General features: G+C 60.6%; 13 protein-coding genes. 4 read left to right on the top strand and 9 right to left on the bottom strand.

All coding sequences use genetic code 11. From position 1 onward, the window contains the following. Window positions 1–81 precede the first annotated feature (81 nt). Window positions 82–990, bottom strand: coding sequence for a LysR substrate-binding domain-containing protein (locus tag ASC90_RS22790; protein ID WP_056545551.1), 909 nt, complete (start codon window positions 988–990; stop codon window positions 82–84). Between the two features lie 181 nt (window positions 991–1,171). On the opposite strand from ASC90_RS22790, the gene ASC90_RS22785 reads away from it, so the two are divergent. Further along, window positions 1,172–1,882 (top strand): hypothetical protein, encoded by a 711-nt coding sequence (locus tag ASC90_RS22785; protein WP_056545550.1) that lies wholly within the window; start codon window positions 1,172–1,174, stop codon window positions 1,880–1,882. Window positions 1,883–1,948: 66 nt separating this feature from the next. Here ASC90_RS22785 and lysS read toward each other — a convergent pair whose 3' ends face one another. The 4 genes from lysS to ASC90_RS22765 all read right to left on the bottom strand — a co-directional run bounded on the left by lysS (window position 1,949) and on the right by ASC90_RS22765 (window position 7,717). Beyond that, window positions 1,949–3,445: a lysine--tRNA ligase gene (gene lysS, locus ASC90_RS22780; RefSeq protein ID WP_056545547.1), complete on the bottom strand. Its 1,497-nt coding sequence runs from the start codon at window positions 3,443–3,445 to the stop codon at window positions 1,949–1,951. A gap of 15 nt (window positions 3,446–3,460) precedes the next feature. Continuing rightward, a complete protein-coding gene (gltX, locus tag ASC90_RS22775) occupies window positions 3,461–4,918 on the bottom strand; it encodes a glutamate--tRNA ligase (RefSeq protein WP_056545545.1) in 1,458 nt (485 codons plus the stop codon). A 185-nt stretch (window positions 4,919–5,103) separates the two neighbouring features. After that, window positions 5,104–6,873: an SLC13 family permease gene (locus ASC90_RS22770; RefSeq protein WP_056545544.1), complete on the bottom strand. Its 1,770-nt coding sequence runs from the start codon at window positions 6,871–6,873 to the stop codon at window positions 5,104–5,106. Between the two features lie 289 nt (window positions 6,874–7,162). After that, a complete protein-coding gene (locus tag ASC90_RS22765) occupies window positions 7,163–7,717 on the bottom strand; it encodes a TetR family transcriptional regulator (RefSeq protein ID WP_056545543.1) in 555 nt (184 codons plus the stop codon). Between the two features lie 111 nt (window positions 7,718–7,828). On the opposite strand from ASC90_RS22765, the gene ASC90_RS22760 reads away from it, so the two are divergent. Together ASC90_RS22760 and ASC90_RS22755 are read left to right on the top strand one after the other, a co-directional pair. Further along, window positions 7,829–8,863 carry an aldo/keto reductase gene (locus ASC90_RS22760; RefSeq protein WP_056545541.1) on the top strand — a complete coding sequence of 345 codons (1,035 nt, stop codon included), beginning with the start codon at window positions 7,829–7,831 and terminating at the stop codon, window positions 8,861–8,863. Between the two features lie 207 nt (window positions 8,864–9,070). Next, on the top strand, window positions 9,071–9,613 hold the full coding sequence (locus ASC90_RS22755) for a glutathione peroxidase (protein WP_056545539.1): 543 nt from the start codon (window positions 9,071–9,073) through the stop codon (window positions 9,611–9,613). A 15-nt stretch (window positions 9,614–9,628) separates the two neighbouring features. Here ASC90_RS22755 and ASC90_RS22750 read toward each other — a convergent pair whose 3' ends face one another. Continuing rightward, on the bottom strand, window positions 9,629–10,456 hold the full coding sequence (locus tag ASC90_RS22750; protein ID WP_056545537.1) for an AraC family transcriptional regulator: 828 nt from the start codon (window positions 10,454–10,456) through the stop codon (window positions 9,629–9,631). Between the two features lie 85 nt (window positions 10,457–10,541). Between ASC90_RS22750 and ASC90_RS22745 the strand changes: the two genes are divergently transcribed. Beyond that, window positions 10,542–11,471: a phytanoyl-CoA dioxygenase family protein gene (locus tag ASC90_RS22745; RefSeq protein ID WP_056545798.1), complete on the top strand. Its 930-nt coding sequence runs from the start codon at window positions 10,542–10,544 to the stop codon at window positions 11,469–11,471. Window positions 11,472–11,510: 39 nt separating this feature from the next. Here ASC90_RS22745 and ASC90_RS22740 read toward each other — a convergent pair whose 3' ends face one another. The 3 genes from ASC90_RS22740 to ASC90_RS22730 form a co-directional block, all read right to left on the bottom strand. Continuing rightward, window positions 11,511–12,260: a TerC family protein gene (locus ASC90_RS22740; RefSeq protein WP_056545535.1), complete on the bottom strand. Its 750-nt coding sequence runs from the start codon at window positions 12,258–12,260 to the stop codon at window positions 11,511–11,513. A 101-nt stretch (window positions 12,261–12,361) separates the two neighbouring features. Then, the gene (locus tag ASC90_RS22735) at window positions 12,362–13,198 is read right to left on the bottom strand and encodes an AraC family transcriptional regulator (protein ID WP_056545796.1); all 837 of its coding nucleotides are present in this window, start codon (window positions 13,196–13,198) and stop codon (window positions 12,362–12,364) included. A 118-nt stretch (window positions 13,199–13,316) separates the two neighbouring features. Next, window positions 13,317–13,988, bottom strand: a complete 672-nt coding sequence (locus ASC90_RS22730) for a TetR/AcrR family transcriptional regulator (RefSeq protein ID WP_056545533.1) — start codon at window positions 13,986–13,988, stop codon at window positions 13,317–13,319. Between the last annotated feature and the right edge of the window lie 35 nt (window positions 13,989–14,023).

Here is a 14,023-nt window from a genome sequence, read left to right as displayed (position 1 = left end):
CCGGCAGAAAAGGTGCGCTGAAAAATTAGGTTTCGCAAATTCATTTATCAGAACGTCGATATCAATTTTTCCGATATCGCATTACCTCGCGCGACCCGAACGCAGCGCTTCGGCGATGCCTACAAAATCACGCGCCGCCTGCGGCAGGCTGGACCCCTTTCGCCAGACCATGCCGACCTGCACGACCGGCAGCGAGCCAGAGACATCGCGGCTTTCGATACGGTCGCCTTCCAGCGACCATGGACGGTAGACAAGGTCGGGCAACAGCGCCACGCCGGCACCTGTCGCGACGAGGCTGCGCACGGCTTCCACGGAGCGCGTGCGGAAGGCAACATGCGGGCGCGCGCCCAGTGCCGACAAGAGCTTGCCGGTGTTTTCCTCGATTTCATCGACCGTAAGCATGATCAGCGGCTCGCGCGCGATATCGGCGACCGAGATAATGTCGGCGGAAACGAGCGGGTGCCCCATCGGCAACCACAGGCGGTAGGGCGAGGTCTCCAGGATTTCAGCCTGCAGCGCCATCCGGTCGCGCAGGTTGGAAATGACCATGACGGCGACATCGAGTTCGCCGCCGACAAGAAGGTGCTCGAGATAGCCGCCGTTGTCCTCGGTGGCGCTGACTTCGACACCCGGGCATGCACGGCGGTAGCGGGCGAGCAAGTCGGACAAGACATAGCCTGCAACCAGCGAGGTGACACCGATGTTCAGCTTTCCGGAAAGCTCGCTCTGTTTGCCGGAAAAACTGCCGCGCGCGTCAGAAACGCTGGCGAGGATTTTCGTCGCGTGGCGTAGGAATTGATGGCCATTATGGGTGATCGTCAGGCCACGCGGGTGGCGGTCGAAAAGCTCGACGCCCAGATCCGTTTCCAGCTCCTTCAATGCCTCCGTAACCGAGGATTGCGAGATCGAAAGGTTTTGTGCAGCCCGTGTGATCGAACCCTGTTCGGCGACGGCAATGAAATATTGAATCTGGCGAAGCGTGAAGGCCATGCGGTGTTAGAGCATGGCCAGGCGAGTGATGGCAAGCACACGAAAAGCCTGGACCTTTTTTGGTGCTAATCCCCTACTGGCACAAAGTTGGTCTCCTCATTTAAGCATTCCGAAACGTCATTTCTTTAGCGTTAGGACCACTTGTATTGCGTTGGAGTTTGTTAATGGCGGAGCAGTTGGCGTGAAGGCCTTACTGCGCATCTTCCGGCCTTCCCGGAAATTGGTGTTGATCATCGGCGGAATTGCCCTTCTCGCGGGCATTTCCGGCGGTGCAGCACTGTATATCGGCAAGGACAATATCCTCGGCCCCTCGTTGGAGACCGTGAACGGAACCGCATGCACGGACGTCAACCTCGTTACCATCAAGAAGCAGGACCGGATCTGGATCCGGAAGTACATCAAGACGGAGCCGACCGACGGCGTGACGCGCGTCAAGACCGCGCTGAGGGTCGCCAAGGCGGTCTATGAGGCGCAGAAGCCGGATCTCGTGCAGGTTGTCGTTCTCGACGCCAACGGGCCGACGTTGCGTTCCGACATCAGGGGGCGGGCGATCGGTGCTGATGTGGTCTACATTCCGCATCCCGATCCGATCGTCGAGACCCTGAACGGCAAGACCTATTCCGCGCGCTACTACGATGGCGAGGCTGCGCCAAATGGCCTCTTCTTCGGTGAGCGCGTCGATCTGCCCGAGGACGAGATCAGCACGCTGAACGCATCCTTCAAGGACTATTCCGACTGCATCGACCCTATTGCGGTCGCTGCAACCAAAGGCGGCGAAAGCAAGTCGGGCAAGCCGTCAGCCAAGAAAGAAAAGCCTGCGGAAGCGGGTGGCCACGGTGCGGCGCCGGCAGAAGAGCCGCCAGCTGCGGCTGCTCCCGCTGCAGGTCACTGAGACCGGTGGTATAAACAGGCGGCGTGCCCTTTCGGGCCGCCGCCTTTTGCATGTCTTTGACCTGCCTCAGTCCGCCTTGGCGCGGCGGGCCGGGAAGAGGATGATGTCGCGGATCGAAGGGGCGTTGGTCAAGAGCATGATCAGGCGGTCGACGCCGATACCGAGACCGCCGGCGGGCGGCATGCCCTGGTCGATGGCATCGAGAAATTCGTCGTCCAGCTGCTTTTCCTTTTCGCCGCGAGCATGCGCCTGCTCCAGCTGTTCGACCATGCGCTTGCGCTGCTCTTCCGGGTCGTTCAGTTCGGAGAAGGCATTGCCGAGTTCCCAGGCGTTGCAATAGGTCTCGAAACGCTCGACGAGCCGCGGTTCGCCCGGCACTTCCTTGGCGAAGGGCGAGATGTCCTTCGGAAAATGCGTGACATGGCTCGGCTGGATCAGCGTGCCTTCGACCTTCTCCTCGAAGATGAAGGCGAGGCATTCGCCCCAGGTCCAGTCCTTCTCGACTGCGAAACCGGCGGCCTTGGCGGCGGTGCGGGCTTCTTCGTCGGTCTTCATGGCAAGAAAGTCGATGCCCGTCGCGTCCTTGACGGCGTCAGGCATAGGCACCCGCTTGAACGGCCCCTTGAAGGAGATTTCCTTGTCGCCGAAGGCGAACTCGGTGGTGCCGTGGATCGACATGGCGAGCGTCGAGAACAAGCGCTCTACGAGGTCCATGATGTCCTCGTAGTCGGCGTATGCCCAGTAGCACTCCATCATCGTGAATTCAGGATTGTGCCTTGTGGAGACGCCTTCGTTGCGGAAGTTGCGGTTGATCTCGAACACCTTGTCGGTGAGGCCGGAGACGAGCGTGCGCTTCAGGAACAGTTCCGGCGCGATGCGCAGGTACATGTCAAGCTTCAGCGTATTGTGGTGGGTCTTGAAGGGCTCGGCCGTGGCGCCGCCATAGACCGAATGCAGCATCGGTGTCTCGACTTCCATGAAGCCGTCGTTTTCCATGAAGCGGCGGATGCCGGAAACGATCTTCGAGCGCTGCTGGAAGCGGAGCTTCGATTCCACGTTGGTCATGATGTCGAGGTGGCGCTTGCGATAGCGGATCTCGATATCGGAAATGCCGTGCCACTTCTCCGGCATGGGGAGCAGCGACTTGGTCAGCATGGTGATTTCGCGGGCGTTGATCGACAACTCTCCGCGCTTGGTGCGACGCACCGTGCCGGTGACGCCGATGATGTCGCCAATGTCGATCATCGCCAGCATGTTGCGGGCTTCCTCGGGTGTCACGTCCTTGTGGCTGAAGATCTGGATCTTGCCACCGGCATCATGGATGTCCATGAACATGCCGGAGTTGCGCGAGGAATAGACGCGGCCGGCAACGGTGACGATGTCCTGCGTCTCGACGTCGGATTCGAGATCCTTGTACTTTTCGATCAGTTCGGCGTTCGTCATCGTCCGGTGGAAATGCGCCGGATAGACGTCACCGATCTGTTCGCGCAGCAGCTTCAGCTTCTGGGCACGGACTTCCGTCGCGTCGGAGGAGAGGGCCGCTGTTTCGGTCTTTTCGGTCATTGTTCTCTATCCGATTCAGTTCTTCGGGCCGACGAGCGAAGCAACCGTCTGCGCGGCCAGCTTCAGCCGCTGGCGCACGACCGAGCGGCCGAGGATCGCCATCGAGTCAAACAGCGGCAGCGAGCGCGACGAACCGGAGACGGCAACGAAAAGCGGCGCGACGATGACCTTGAGCTTCTTGCCCATGCGGTCGCCGATGGCGCGCAGTTCGGCTTCGATGGATTCGACGTTCCACTCGAGGATCTTCTCCAGATCCGGCTGCACGGTATTGAGGATCTCGAGGATCTCTTCCGGCGGCGACTTGATCTTGGCGAAGGCCGACGGGTCGAGGTTGAGATCGGATTTCAGCAGGAAGCCCATCAGATCTGGCAGTTCGCCGAGCTTCGAGATGCGCGACTGTGACAAGGCAAGCCCTGCCTTCAGGCGGTCGTTTTCCATCGCCCAAGTCAGGACGCGGCTCTGGAACTCCTCTTCCGACATCTTTTCGCGGATCCAGCGGCCGTTCAGCCAGTCGAGCTTCTGGATGTCGAAGATTGCACCGGCCTTGGATAGGTTTTCGGGATCGAACTTGCCGGCGAGTTCGTCGATATCGAGTAGTTCCTCGCCTTCGGCGATCTGCACGAAGAACAGGCCGAGGAAGTTCATCAGCGCTTCGGGGATATAGCCGAGCGCCGTATAGTAGGAGATCGAGGTCGGGTTCTTGCGCTTCGACAGCTTCGACTTGTCGGCATTCCTCATCAGGGAGAGATGCATGAAGACAGGCTGTTCCCACTCGAAGTAGCGATAAAGCAGGATGTGCTTCGGCACGGAGGCCAGCCACTCCTCGCCGCGCGCCACATGGGTGATCTTCATCAGATGGTCGTCAATGACGTTGGCCATGTGATAGGTCGGCATGCCGTCACCCTTGATCAGCACCTGCATATCGACGGAATCCCACGGGATCGACACGTCGCCGTAGACACCATCAGTGAAGTCACAGGAGCCTTCGGTCGGGATCTTCATGCGGATGACCGAGCTTTCGCCTGATGCCATCTTGGCGGAGACTTCCTCGGCTGTGTATTTCAGGCAGAGACCGTCATACTTCGGCGGCTTGCCGGCGGCGCGCTGTGCTTCGCGCATTTCGGTCAGGCGCTCCGGCGTGCAGAAACACCGGAAGCCATGGCCCTTGTCGAGCAACTGCTGGGCGTAGGGCTGGTACATGTCCTTGCGGTCGCTCTGGCGATAGGGGCCGTAGGGGCCGCCGATATCCGGGCCTTCCGACCATGTCAGACCGCACCACTTCAGCGCGTCCAGCACCTTTGTCTCGAACTCCGGCGTCGAGCGCGTCGCATCGGTATCCTCGATGCGCAGGATGAACTCGCCGCCGTGCTTCTTGGCGAAGAGGTAGTTGAAGAGTGCGATATAAGCGGTGCCGACATGCGGCTCGCCGGTCGGCGAGGGAGCAATGCGGACGCGGACGCCGGAAGCTGTCATTTTATGTGCCCGTCAAATGAATGCCGGACGGCTTTCCCAGAGAAAGCGACGCTCGGCCGGAAAGAATGCAGATAACTGGATCAGGAAACCGGCCGGAAAAGGGCATTTTGCGTGCCACCTCCGCCAATTGTCCATTTGGCTGGCTTTAAGGCCATATTCGATTGCGCTCGTCAAGGAAAATGCCGTCAGGTGACGGGCCAGACGTAGAGCAGCAGCGGCACGCTGACGAGAATGATCAGGAACGAGAGCGGCAGGCCGAGACGCGGGTAATCGCTGAAGCGGTAGCCGCCCGGGCCGAACACCAGCGTGTTGCACTGGTGACCGATCGGCGTCAGGAAATCACAGCCGGCGCCGATAGCGACCGCCATCAGGAAGGCATCCGGCTTGTAGCCGAGCGTGTGGGCAAAGCTTGCGGCGATCGGCGCCATGACCAGCACCGTTGCAGCATTGTTGAGAAACGGCGTCACCGCCATCGCCGTCACCAGGATCAGCGCAAGCGCGCCGTAGTGCGGCATCTGGGCAGCGAGATGGCCTAGCCAGCCAGCGATCAGCTCGCTGCCGCCGGTCGTGCGCAACGTGTCGGACACCGGGATCAGAGCCGCCAGCATGATCAGGATCGGCGCGTCGAGGGACTTGTAGACGTCGACCAGCGGGATCACCCGGAAAACCACCATGGCAAGCGCCGCGCAAAAGAAAGCGACGGAAACGGGCGCGAGGCCGGCGGCCGTGACCGCCATCGCAGCAAGGAGGATCAGCAGCGGCAGGTAGGCCCGACGTGGCGTGCCGAGGAGGATTTCGCGCTGGGCCAGCGGCAGGCAGGTGAACTCCTGCAGGAAGCCCGGCAAGGTCCGGCGGCTGCCCTGTAGAACCAGCACGTCGCCGGCGCGGAGCCTGATCTCGCTCAGTCGCTCGCTCAGCCGATGGCCGTGCCGGGAAACGGCGAGCAGATTGACGCTGCGGCGATTGGATAGCGAGAGCTCTCGGGCCGACCAGCCGATCAGCTGCGATTCCGATGTGACGACGGCCTCGATCGAGATGACGTCGCTACGCTCGGTCGGGTTGGCAATAGGCTTGCCCGCCAGCTTCAGCTTCGCGTTGGAGACAATCCGGTCAAGCGCATCCGGGCTGCCTTCGAGCAGAACCGTATCGCCGCTCTTCAACTCGACATCGGGAAACGGCGACAGGCGGGTATGGCCGCGCAGGATCGCGGTGGCGACCGCATCATCATCGCCGAGTTTCAGCAGCTCGTTCAGCGCTTTGCCCTCGATGCCGGATCCTTCCACGACGGTTGCTTCGGAGAAATAGGCCTTGGCGTCGAGCGCTTCTTCCAGGGACGGATTTTCGTTGCGTCGCTCGGGGACGAGCCAATGGAAGAAGATCAGGAAGGCCACGCCGACCAGTGTCAGCGTCGCGCCGACGGGCGTAAAGTCGAACATTGTGAAGGGCGTGCCAGTTATTTCGCCACGCAGGCGGGAGACGACGATATTGGGCGACGTGCCGATCTGGGTCATCAGGCCGCCGAGAAGGGCGGCGAAGCTCATCGGCATGAGATAGAGCGACGGCGACTTGCCGCTCTTCCTGGCAAACTGGAAGGCGACGGGGATCATGATCGCCAGCGCGCCAATGTTCTTGATGAAGGCTGAGAGGACGGCGACGACGACAAGCAGCAGGGCCAGTTGAGTATGCAGCGTGTCGAGGTTGGGAAAGAACCGCTTGATCGCGCTATCGACGATTCCTGATCGCGCGACGCCGGCGCTGACCACGAGCGCGCTACCGACGATTACGACGATATCGTCGCTAAATCCGGAGAAAGCCTTGTCGAAGGGAACGAGACCGACGGCGACGGCCAGCACCAGTGCACAACAGGCAACGAGATCGTAGCGAAACCGGTCCCAGATGAAGACTGCCATCATCAGGCCGATGACGCCGAAAGCGAGAATCTGTTGGGTTGTCATGCTTTCCCGAAAACTGAGACTGAGCGGCGCGGAAAACTCCAGCCGTGCCGCATAACTGTGCCACTCGGTCGGCTAATCAATGCCTAGAAAGCGTAAATGCGCCAACCGAACCAGTTGCTTCCTAGATAGCGGACGTGTCGGACGCACACAGCGCGGCTTGAGATTCTTCGCCACCGACGCAATTGCCCGGCAGTGCGTCGAATTGCTTGCGGCAGCCTGCATGAGCGCGAGGCGGTGGTTGAAAATCCTCCCTGAGATTCCCGCTCAACGGATCCAACGATGGATTTCCCTAGCGCCCAGATGAGACTTCCCTGATGGTTTCCGCCAAAATCTCGTCGGACAGCGCTTCGTCGTCCACGGCCCGGGCTGTGACGAGGGCGCCGACGAGGCTGGACAGATCGGCAATGGCCTTGCCGCGATCCTTCTTGTTTCCGGCCTTGGCCTGCAGCATCTCGACCTGTTCGATGAGCGTGCGGATATAGTCGGAGATCACACCGCGCTGACCCTTGGGCAGCCGGGAAAGCTCCGGGCCAAGTGAGGCGACGGTGCAGCCGTTATCGGGCGCGTCGCGATGCGCCTTCGACAGATAGGACTTGGCGAAATCGGCGAAGGATTCGAACTCCGGTTCAGAGCGCAGGCTCTCAAGCATGGCGTGGCTCAGCGCTTCTGCTGCCAGATCATTCTTCGATTTGAAATGACCATAGAAGCCGCCGTGCGTGAGGCCCGCTCCTTTCATCACTTCGTCGACGCCAACGGCATGAATTCCCTTTTCGCGAAACAGCCTAGCGGCGGTGTTGACGATCCGCTGGCGGTTTTCCTTTGCCTGCTCCTTTGTAGGGCGCATGGTTCATCCTCATCGATTGGTCTTGACAAATCATATGACGTCCGTCATTTAAATGCAAATGAATGACGGTCGTCATTTAAAAATGAGCTCAGAAACGATAGGATGATGACAATGCGCTACAGAATCTTTGGCAGAACAGGGCTTCGCGTCTCTACGTTGGCACTCGGCACAGGTAACTTCGGAACGGGCTGGGGATATGGCTCAAGCCGCGATGAGGCGAAGGTCGTCTTTGACGGCTATCGCAACGCCGGCGGCAACTTTTTCGATACCGCAGACCAATACCAGTTCGGGCAGTCCGAAACGATGCTCGGCGAGTTCATCGCTAGTGATCGCGACGACGTCGTTGTCGCCACCAAGTTCTCGCTTGGCGATCGCCATGGCGCGGGTTTGCAGCACACTGGCAATAGCCGCAAGGCAATGGTCCAGTCGGTCGAAGCCAGCCTCAAGCGGCTCGGCACCGACCGCATCGATCTTTTCTGGGCGCATATGCCCGATTCTGTCACGCCGATAGACGAAATCATGCGCGGCTTCGACGATCTCGTCCGCTCCGGCAAGATCCTTTATGCCGGCCTGTCCGATTTCCCGGCTTGGCGGGTAGCGACAGGCGCGACGCTTGCCGAACTGCGGGGCTGGGCACCGCTCTCGGCATTGCAGATCGAGTACAGCCTTGTCGAACGCACCGTCGAGCGCGAGTTTCTGCCCATGGCGGCGGCATTTGGCCTCGGGACGGTCAGTTGGTCGCCGCTCGGCGGCGGTTTGCTGACCGGCAAGTATCGCAAGGGCGAGACCGGGCGGCAACAGGGTCTCGGTGTCGTCATTCACGGCGAGAGCGACGCTCGAAAAACTGCGACAGTCGATGCAGTGCTCGCGATCGGTGAGGAAATCGGTGTCCCCGCCGGTCAGGTCGCAATTGCCTGGGTGCTGCAGAAGGGCCCGCTACCGATCATCGGGCCGCGCACGCCGACACAGCTTGCCGATAATCTCGCGTCACTCGACGTTCGGCTGACGACGGCGCAGATCGAGCGGCTGGATGCGACCAGTGCGATCCCGCTTGGATTTCCATACGATCTCGTTGCCGGCAGCCAGGGCTCATTGGCCGGCTCGAAAGCCGACCTCATAGACTGGCCGACGACCACCGTGCGCTGATCGTCGCGAGCCACGTCGCGCCGCATAACCGGAATGCCGGTCGCGGCGCGACGAGCCGACGGCATTGCGGCGCTGCCTGGCGCCCGGATCGCCGCAAGCAACCCTTTGGCTGGCTCGAGAGATTTCTGCCGGAACAGCGCGATCGATCTGGACAAACGAGGGCACGAGTGTAGCTTCCGCGTCGCGATCATATGTTGGAGAATGGCAATGACCGATCTTTTGAAAGTGCCCGTGAGGCTGGCCGACGGCCGTGAGACGACGTTGGGCGAATATCGTGGCAAGGTCATGCTTGTCGTCAATGTCGCGTCGAAATGCGGTTTGACCGTGCAATATGACGGCCTCGAAAAGCTCTATGAGGACAAGCGCGAGCGCGGCTTTGTCATCGCGGCTTTTCCTGCCAACAATTTCAAAGGCCAAGAGCCGGGAACCGACGCCGAGATCGTCGAATTTTGCACGCTGACCTACGATGTGAAATTCCCGATCTTTTCGAAGATTTCCGTCAAGGGCGCCGACCAGCATCCGCTATACCAGGGGTTGACGACGGCGGGGGTTCCCACGACCGGTGATGGGCCGATGCGCGAGAGGTTGCGTAGTCACGGCGAGCAGGGCAGCGATACTGACATCCTGTGGAACTTCGAGAAATTCCTGATCGGTCGCAACGGCCAGGTGGTTGCGCGCTTTGCGCCGGATGTGACTGCGGATGATCAGCGGCTCGTGTCGGCGATCGACCGGGAGCTTGCGGCCGGCTGACTGCCTGCGGCCGGCCTACAGACGGCGGTGGCGGCGGCGGAATTCGCTCGGCGAGCACCGCTCCCTGTCTTGAAACAGTCTTGAGAAGTAAAAGGCATCGTCGATGCCGACGGCTGCCGATATCGCTTCGATCGTCAGGGTCGTCGTCGCCAGCAACTGCTTTGCCTGATCGATGCGAAGACGCAGCTGAAATGCCTTTGGTGACATGCCGACCGTCGCGACGAAGTGCCTGCGCAGCGTTGCCGGCGACAACGCGAACTCGTCTGCCAGCGCGTTCATGTCGATCTGCAGGAAAGCACGCTGCTCCAGCGCTTCGATCACTCGTTCGATGGTGGTAGAGGCCCGTTTGTCGTGCGGCGACTTTGCCTGCCGGGCGGTTTCGACGGCGATACGGTGCAGCGTCGCCGCCGACGAGGCGAGGTTGAGCGGATCGCCGGCGGCGAACTCGGATTGAAGCGCGCCGAAGAGGTGCTGTACGTCGCGAGGATTGTGCAACGGTACCAATGGCGCTGCCTCCACAATCAGCTTCTGGCGGACGAACTCGGCGACAAACGAGCCGGTGAAGAGCGCCCAGCGCTCTTCCCAGCTCTCGCCTTGCAGCGGCCCGTAACTATGCGCTGTGCCGGCAAGCAGCCAGAACAGGGCTGGACCGACGACTTCCCGCGTCCCTGCCCGCTCCGTGTGCAGCGTTCCGCGTCCTTTCTCGACCAGCACGACGGCATGTGCCGGCAGCCGCCGGTCTTTGATCCGCATGCCAATGCGCTGTCGTCCAAAGCCGGTGATGGAGAGTGCGGAATTGCCGACGGTTGGCGATCGATACAGTGCGATAGGCGCATCAATCATGAGCGAAAAGTCCAGCTATATTTTTCATCCATGGCGGAGTGCCCGCTATAGGTAGATTACTGACATTACATTCGCTTCAGGAGTGATCGAAATGTCAAGTTCTGCTCCGCAGGCCAAGATGCCGCGCATCGGTCTCGTTGCCAACGGAAAGCTTCTGTCGGCGGCGGCAAACCGGATGGGTCCATTGCTTCCCACCGATCCGGAAATCGGCCTGGAGGCAATCCGCGCCCGCTATGAAGAGCACGGCTACGTCTGGCTGAACGGATTCGTGAAGCGCAGCGACGTCGTCGAGTTTCGCGGCTGGGTGTTTTCGCATCTTGCTGCCGCCGGGCTCATAGAAAACGGATCGGATCCGGCAATTGGGTTGTCTTCCAAGGGTAATTTGAAAAAAGCGTTGGTGGATCGCATCCTGATGTCGCTCGTTCGCTCGGTTGCCTTCGAGGGATTTTGCGCACAGCCGCGGCTGGCACGCTTCATGGATGAGTTCCTTTCGGGCATTTCCTATTTGCACAAGCGCAAGATCATGCGCTTCACGCAGCCGGGAACCGTGACCGTCACCCCGGCGCACTACGATCTCGTCTATCTGCGCGGCGGCACCAGCCGGATCGTGACGGCCTGGATCCCGCTTGGCGACACGCCTGTCGAGATGGGCGGGCTGGTCTATCTCGAGGGGTCGCATGCCGTCGGCGCGCGGATGGAGGCCGAGTTTCAGGCGAAAAGCGCTGCGCTGACACCGGACGAGCGGATCAGCGCATTCAATCGGAATATGACGAAGGGCGGCTGGGTCTCGAAGGACCTGCCCGACATGGCGGAGCGTTTCGACAAGCGCTGGCTGATCGCCGACTACGAGGCCGGCGATGTCGTCCTTCACAGTCCCTACATGATTCATGCTTCGACTACGAACCAGAGCGCCGACGACAGGATCAGGCTTTCCACCGACATCCGCTATCAGAATGTCGAGGACGAGATCGACGCGCGATGGGCCAACCACTGGAGCCTTGGGGACATGCTCTAGGGGCGCGACCGCTCGGCGGCGCCCCTCTGTGGCTCTGGCCTAATGGACGCCAGCCTTCTTTCTCTTGCGCGCGTTGCGGGCGAACATGTTGAGCACTTCGACCAGAGCCGAGAAGGCCATGGCTGCGTAGACGTAGCCCTTCGGCACATGGAAACCCATGCCTTCGGCGATCAGCGTCGTACCGATCATCATCAGGAAGGCCAGTGCCAGCATGACGATGGACGGATTTCTCTCGATGAAGTTTGCAAGCGGCGTTGCTGCCAGCAGCATGACGGTGACGGCGGCCACGACGGCGACGACCATGATCGGCAGGTGTGGCGTCATGCCGACGGCGGTGATGATGCTGTCGACGGAAAACACTAGGTCGAGCAACAGGATCTGGCCGATCGCGGCGGCAAAGCCAGTCGTGGCCGAACTGGCGATGAAATCCTCATCGTGATCGGCGGGATCGACGTTGTGGTGGATTTCCTTGGTCGCCTTCCAGAGCAGGAAGAGTCCGCCGGCGATGAGGATCATGTCCTTCCACGAGAAGCCATGGCCAAACAGTTCGAAGACCGGTGTCGTCAGCTTGACGATCCAGGCGAGAGTGCCAAGCAGTGCCAGGCGCATGACAAGCGCTAGGCCGATGCCCACTTTGCGGGCCTTCTCGCGATGCTCCGGCGGCAGCTTGTTTGTCAGAATGGAAATGAAGATGAGGTTGTCGATCCCGAGGACCACTTCCATCACCACCAAGGTAACGAGCGCCACCCAGGCGGCTGGATCCTGAACGAGCATCATGATGTCTTGCATCGGCGTATATCCCCTTGCGCCACATGAACGGACGCTCGCAATGTAAGGACGCTGCCTGCCTTGGCAAGCGCGCAAGGGGGTATACGAAAGCCGAAAGGCTTTTATTCCTTGATCGGAATCCAGATTTCCGTGAGACCCATGCCCGTATAGGGGTCGAAACGCTCGTCGTAGCGCTCGAACATGTCTGGCATGTCGGCAAATTCGATGCCGGAGCCGGGCAACCATGTCCCGAATATCTGATGCATCGTCGCGGGTATTCCCGAGACGTGGCCCCGGTGGGCGAAGACGGCGTAGCGCTGACCGGCGATCTTCAGCGTTGCAAAGCCGTCCAGCAGGTCGCTGACGTCGCTGACGACAACAGCGGCCATGTAGCGAAACTTCTCCGCTTCGCCCGGTATATGGGTGCAGATACCATACGCAGCGTTGCCGCTCTGTCGCGGGATGCTGCCGTCGTAGGCGTTGAACTTCTGCCAAAGCGACGGGATCGCGGCGTTGCCGCCATAGGGGTAGATTTCCTGAAGGCCGGCAAAGAGCATCGGCGGCAGGGCTTCGAAACGGGGCGGTTCAAGTTCGGTGAGGCGAGCGGGGTCCATTCTGATCGGCTCCAGAAGTACGAGGTTGCGCGTGTGCCCTTGCTTGCGGACAGCATCCGGCGTCACGCCGAACTGGTCGCGAAAGGCACGGGTGAAGGCCTCGTGCGAGCCGTAGCCCGCGTCGAGGGCAACCTCGAGGATGTTCGGTGAGCCGACCAGCGCAAGTGCTGCGCCGCTCAGGCGGCGGGCGCGGATATAGCTGCTGATCGAATGGCCGGTCACGAGGCCGAAGACACGAGACAGGTGGTAGCGCGAAAGTCCGGCGACGTCAGATATCTCCTCAAGTGAGATATCATCGCCGAAATGGCTTTCGATGAACCAGACTGCCCGTCCGATGGCGCTCATTTTCATTCCCTTGGCTGCGGCTCCCTTCATAGGGAATAGCCGCAAACGGGGTTTGATCGCTATTGCGGGATTTTGGTGCGCCGTGCGAGGAAATCAAAGGGCGGACGCACAATTTCGGTTAGCGGCGCGGATTTGCGCCGTAAGCAGCCATGAAAACGCGGATGGCACCATTGATGACGCGCTCGATTTCATGCCGCGGTGGAGCATGCTCCATGCTGCCGAACAGCCGAAACTTGAAGAAGCCACCGCTGCACAGGTCGAGAAACTGCCCAGCCGCGAGATCGATGTCGCTAATCTCAAGCCTTCCGGCCTCGACGTAGCGCGCGAGATAGTCGCACAGGATCGTTCTCAGGTTTTCCGGCCCGTTGAAGAAGCGCTGGCAGAGAGCCGGCATCCGATCACGAACGCCGAGTACCGTGCGCATGGCGCTGATGACCTTTTCGTCGGTCAGGTGCATGACGAAGCTGGTCCCGAAATCGTGCAGGCCGCTCTCAATATCGCCGTGCTCGGCGAGAGCAGTGCGCATCGAGGCTACAAAAGCCGCGCGCTCGCTCTCGATCATCGCGGTGAAGAGCTCTTCCTTGTTGGCGAAATAGACATACAGCGTCCCCTTTGACACTCCGGCGTCGCGCGTTACATCGTTCATGCTCGCGGCGTCGAAGCCGAGTTTCATGAAAACGCGTCGGGCACCGTCGAGAATCTGCTTGCGCTTCGCAGGGTCTTCGCCAGCGGCCCATCTGCCGCCGGTCGAGGGGGATTCGTCTGTGTCCGTGTGGGAAAGCTCTGTCATCGCTCCTTAACCATATTCGTAGCAACGAATGTTTC

Source organism: Rhizobium sp. Root1220, assembly GCF_001426265.1.
Taxonomy (GTDB): domain Bacteria; phylum Pseudomonadota; class Alphaproteobacteria; order Rhizobiales; family Rhizobiaceae; genus Rhizobium.
The sequence above is the reverse complement of the archived record's forward strand: the minus strand, read 5'-3'. Positions and strand labels throughout refer to the sequence as shown.

Bases quoted from the DNA above. Each gene is read 5' to 3' on its own strand.
- ASC90_RS22760 (WP_056545541.1), top strand. From the start codon at position 7,829: ATGCGCTACAGAATCTTTGGCAGAACAGGGCTTCGCGTCTCTACGTTG.
- ASC90_RS22740 (WP_056545535.1), bottom strand. From the start codon at position 12,260: ATGCAAGACATCATGATGCTCGTTCAGGATCCAGCCGCCTGGGTGGCG.
- ASC90_RS22755 (WP_056545539.1), top strand. From the start codon at position 9,071: ATGACCGATCTTTTGAAAGTGCCCGTGAGGCTGGCCGACGGCCGTGAG.
- ASC90_RS22750 (WP_056545537.1), bottom strand. From the start codon at position 10,456: ATGATTGATGCGCCTATCGCACTGTATCGATCGCCAACCGTCGGCAAT.
- ASC90_RS22790 (WP_056545551.1), bottom strand. From the start codon at position 990: ATGGCCTTCACGCTTCGCCAGATTCAATATTTCATTGCCGTCGCCGAA.
- lysS (WP_056545547.1), bottom strand. From the start codon at position 3,445: ATGACCGAAAAGACCGAAACAGCGGCCCTCTCCTCCGACGCGACGGAA.
- ASC90_RS22730 (WP_056545533.1), bottom strand. From the start codon at position 13,988: ATGACAGAGCTTTCCCACACGGACACAGACGAATCCCCCTCGACCGGC.
- ASC90_RS22770 (WP_056545544.1), bottom strand. From the start codon at position 6,873: ATGACAACCCAACAGATTCTCGCTTTCGGCGTCATCGGCCTGATGATG.
- ASC90_RS22735 (WP_056545796.1), bottom strand. From the start codon at position 13,198: ATGAGCGCCATCGGACGGGCAGTCTGGTTCATCGAAAGCCATTTCGGC.
- gltX (WP_056545545.1), bottom strand. From the start codon at position 4,918: ATGACAGCTTCCGGCGTCCGCGTCCGCATTGCTCCCTCGCCGACCGGC.
- ASC90_RS22765 (WP_056545543.1), bottom strand. From the start codon at position 7,717: ATGCGCCCTACAAAGGAGCAGGCAAAGGAAAACCGCCAGCGGATCGTC.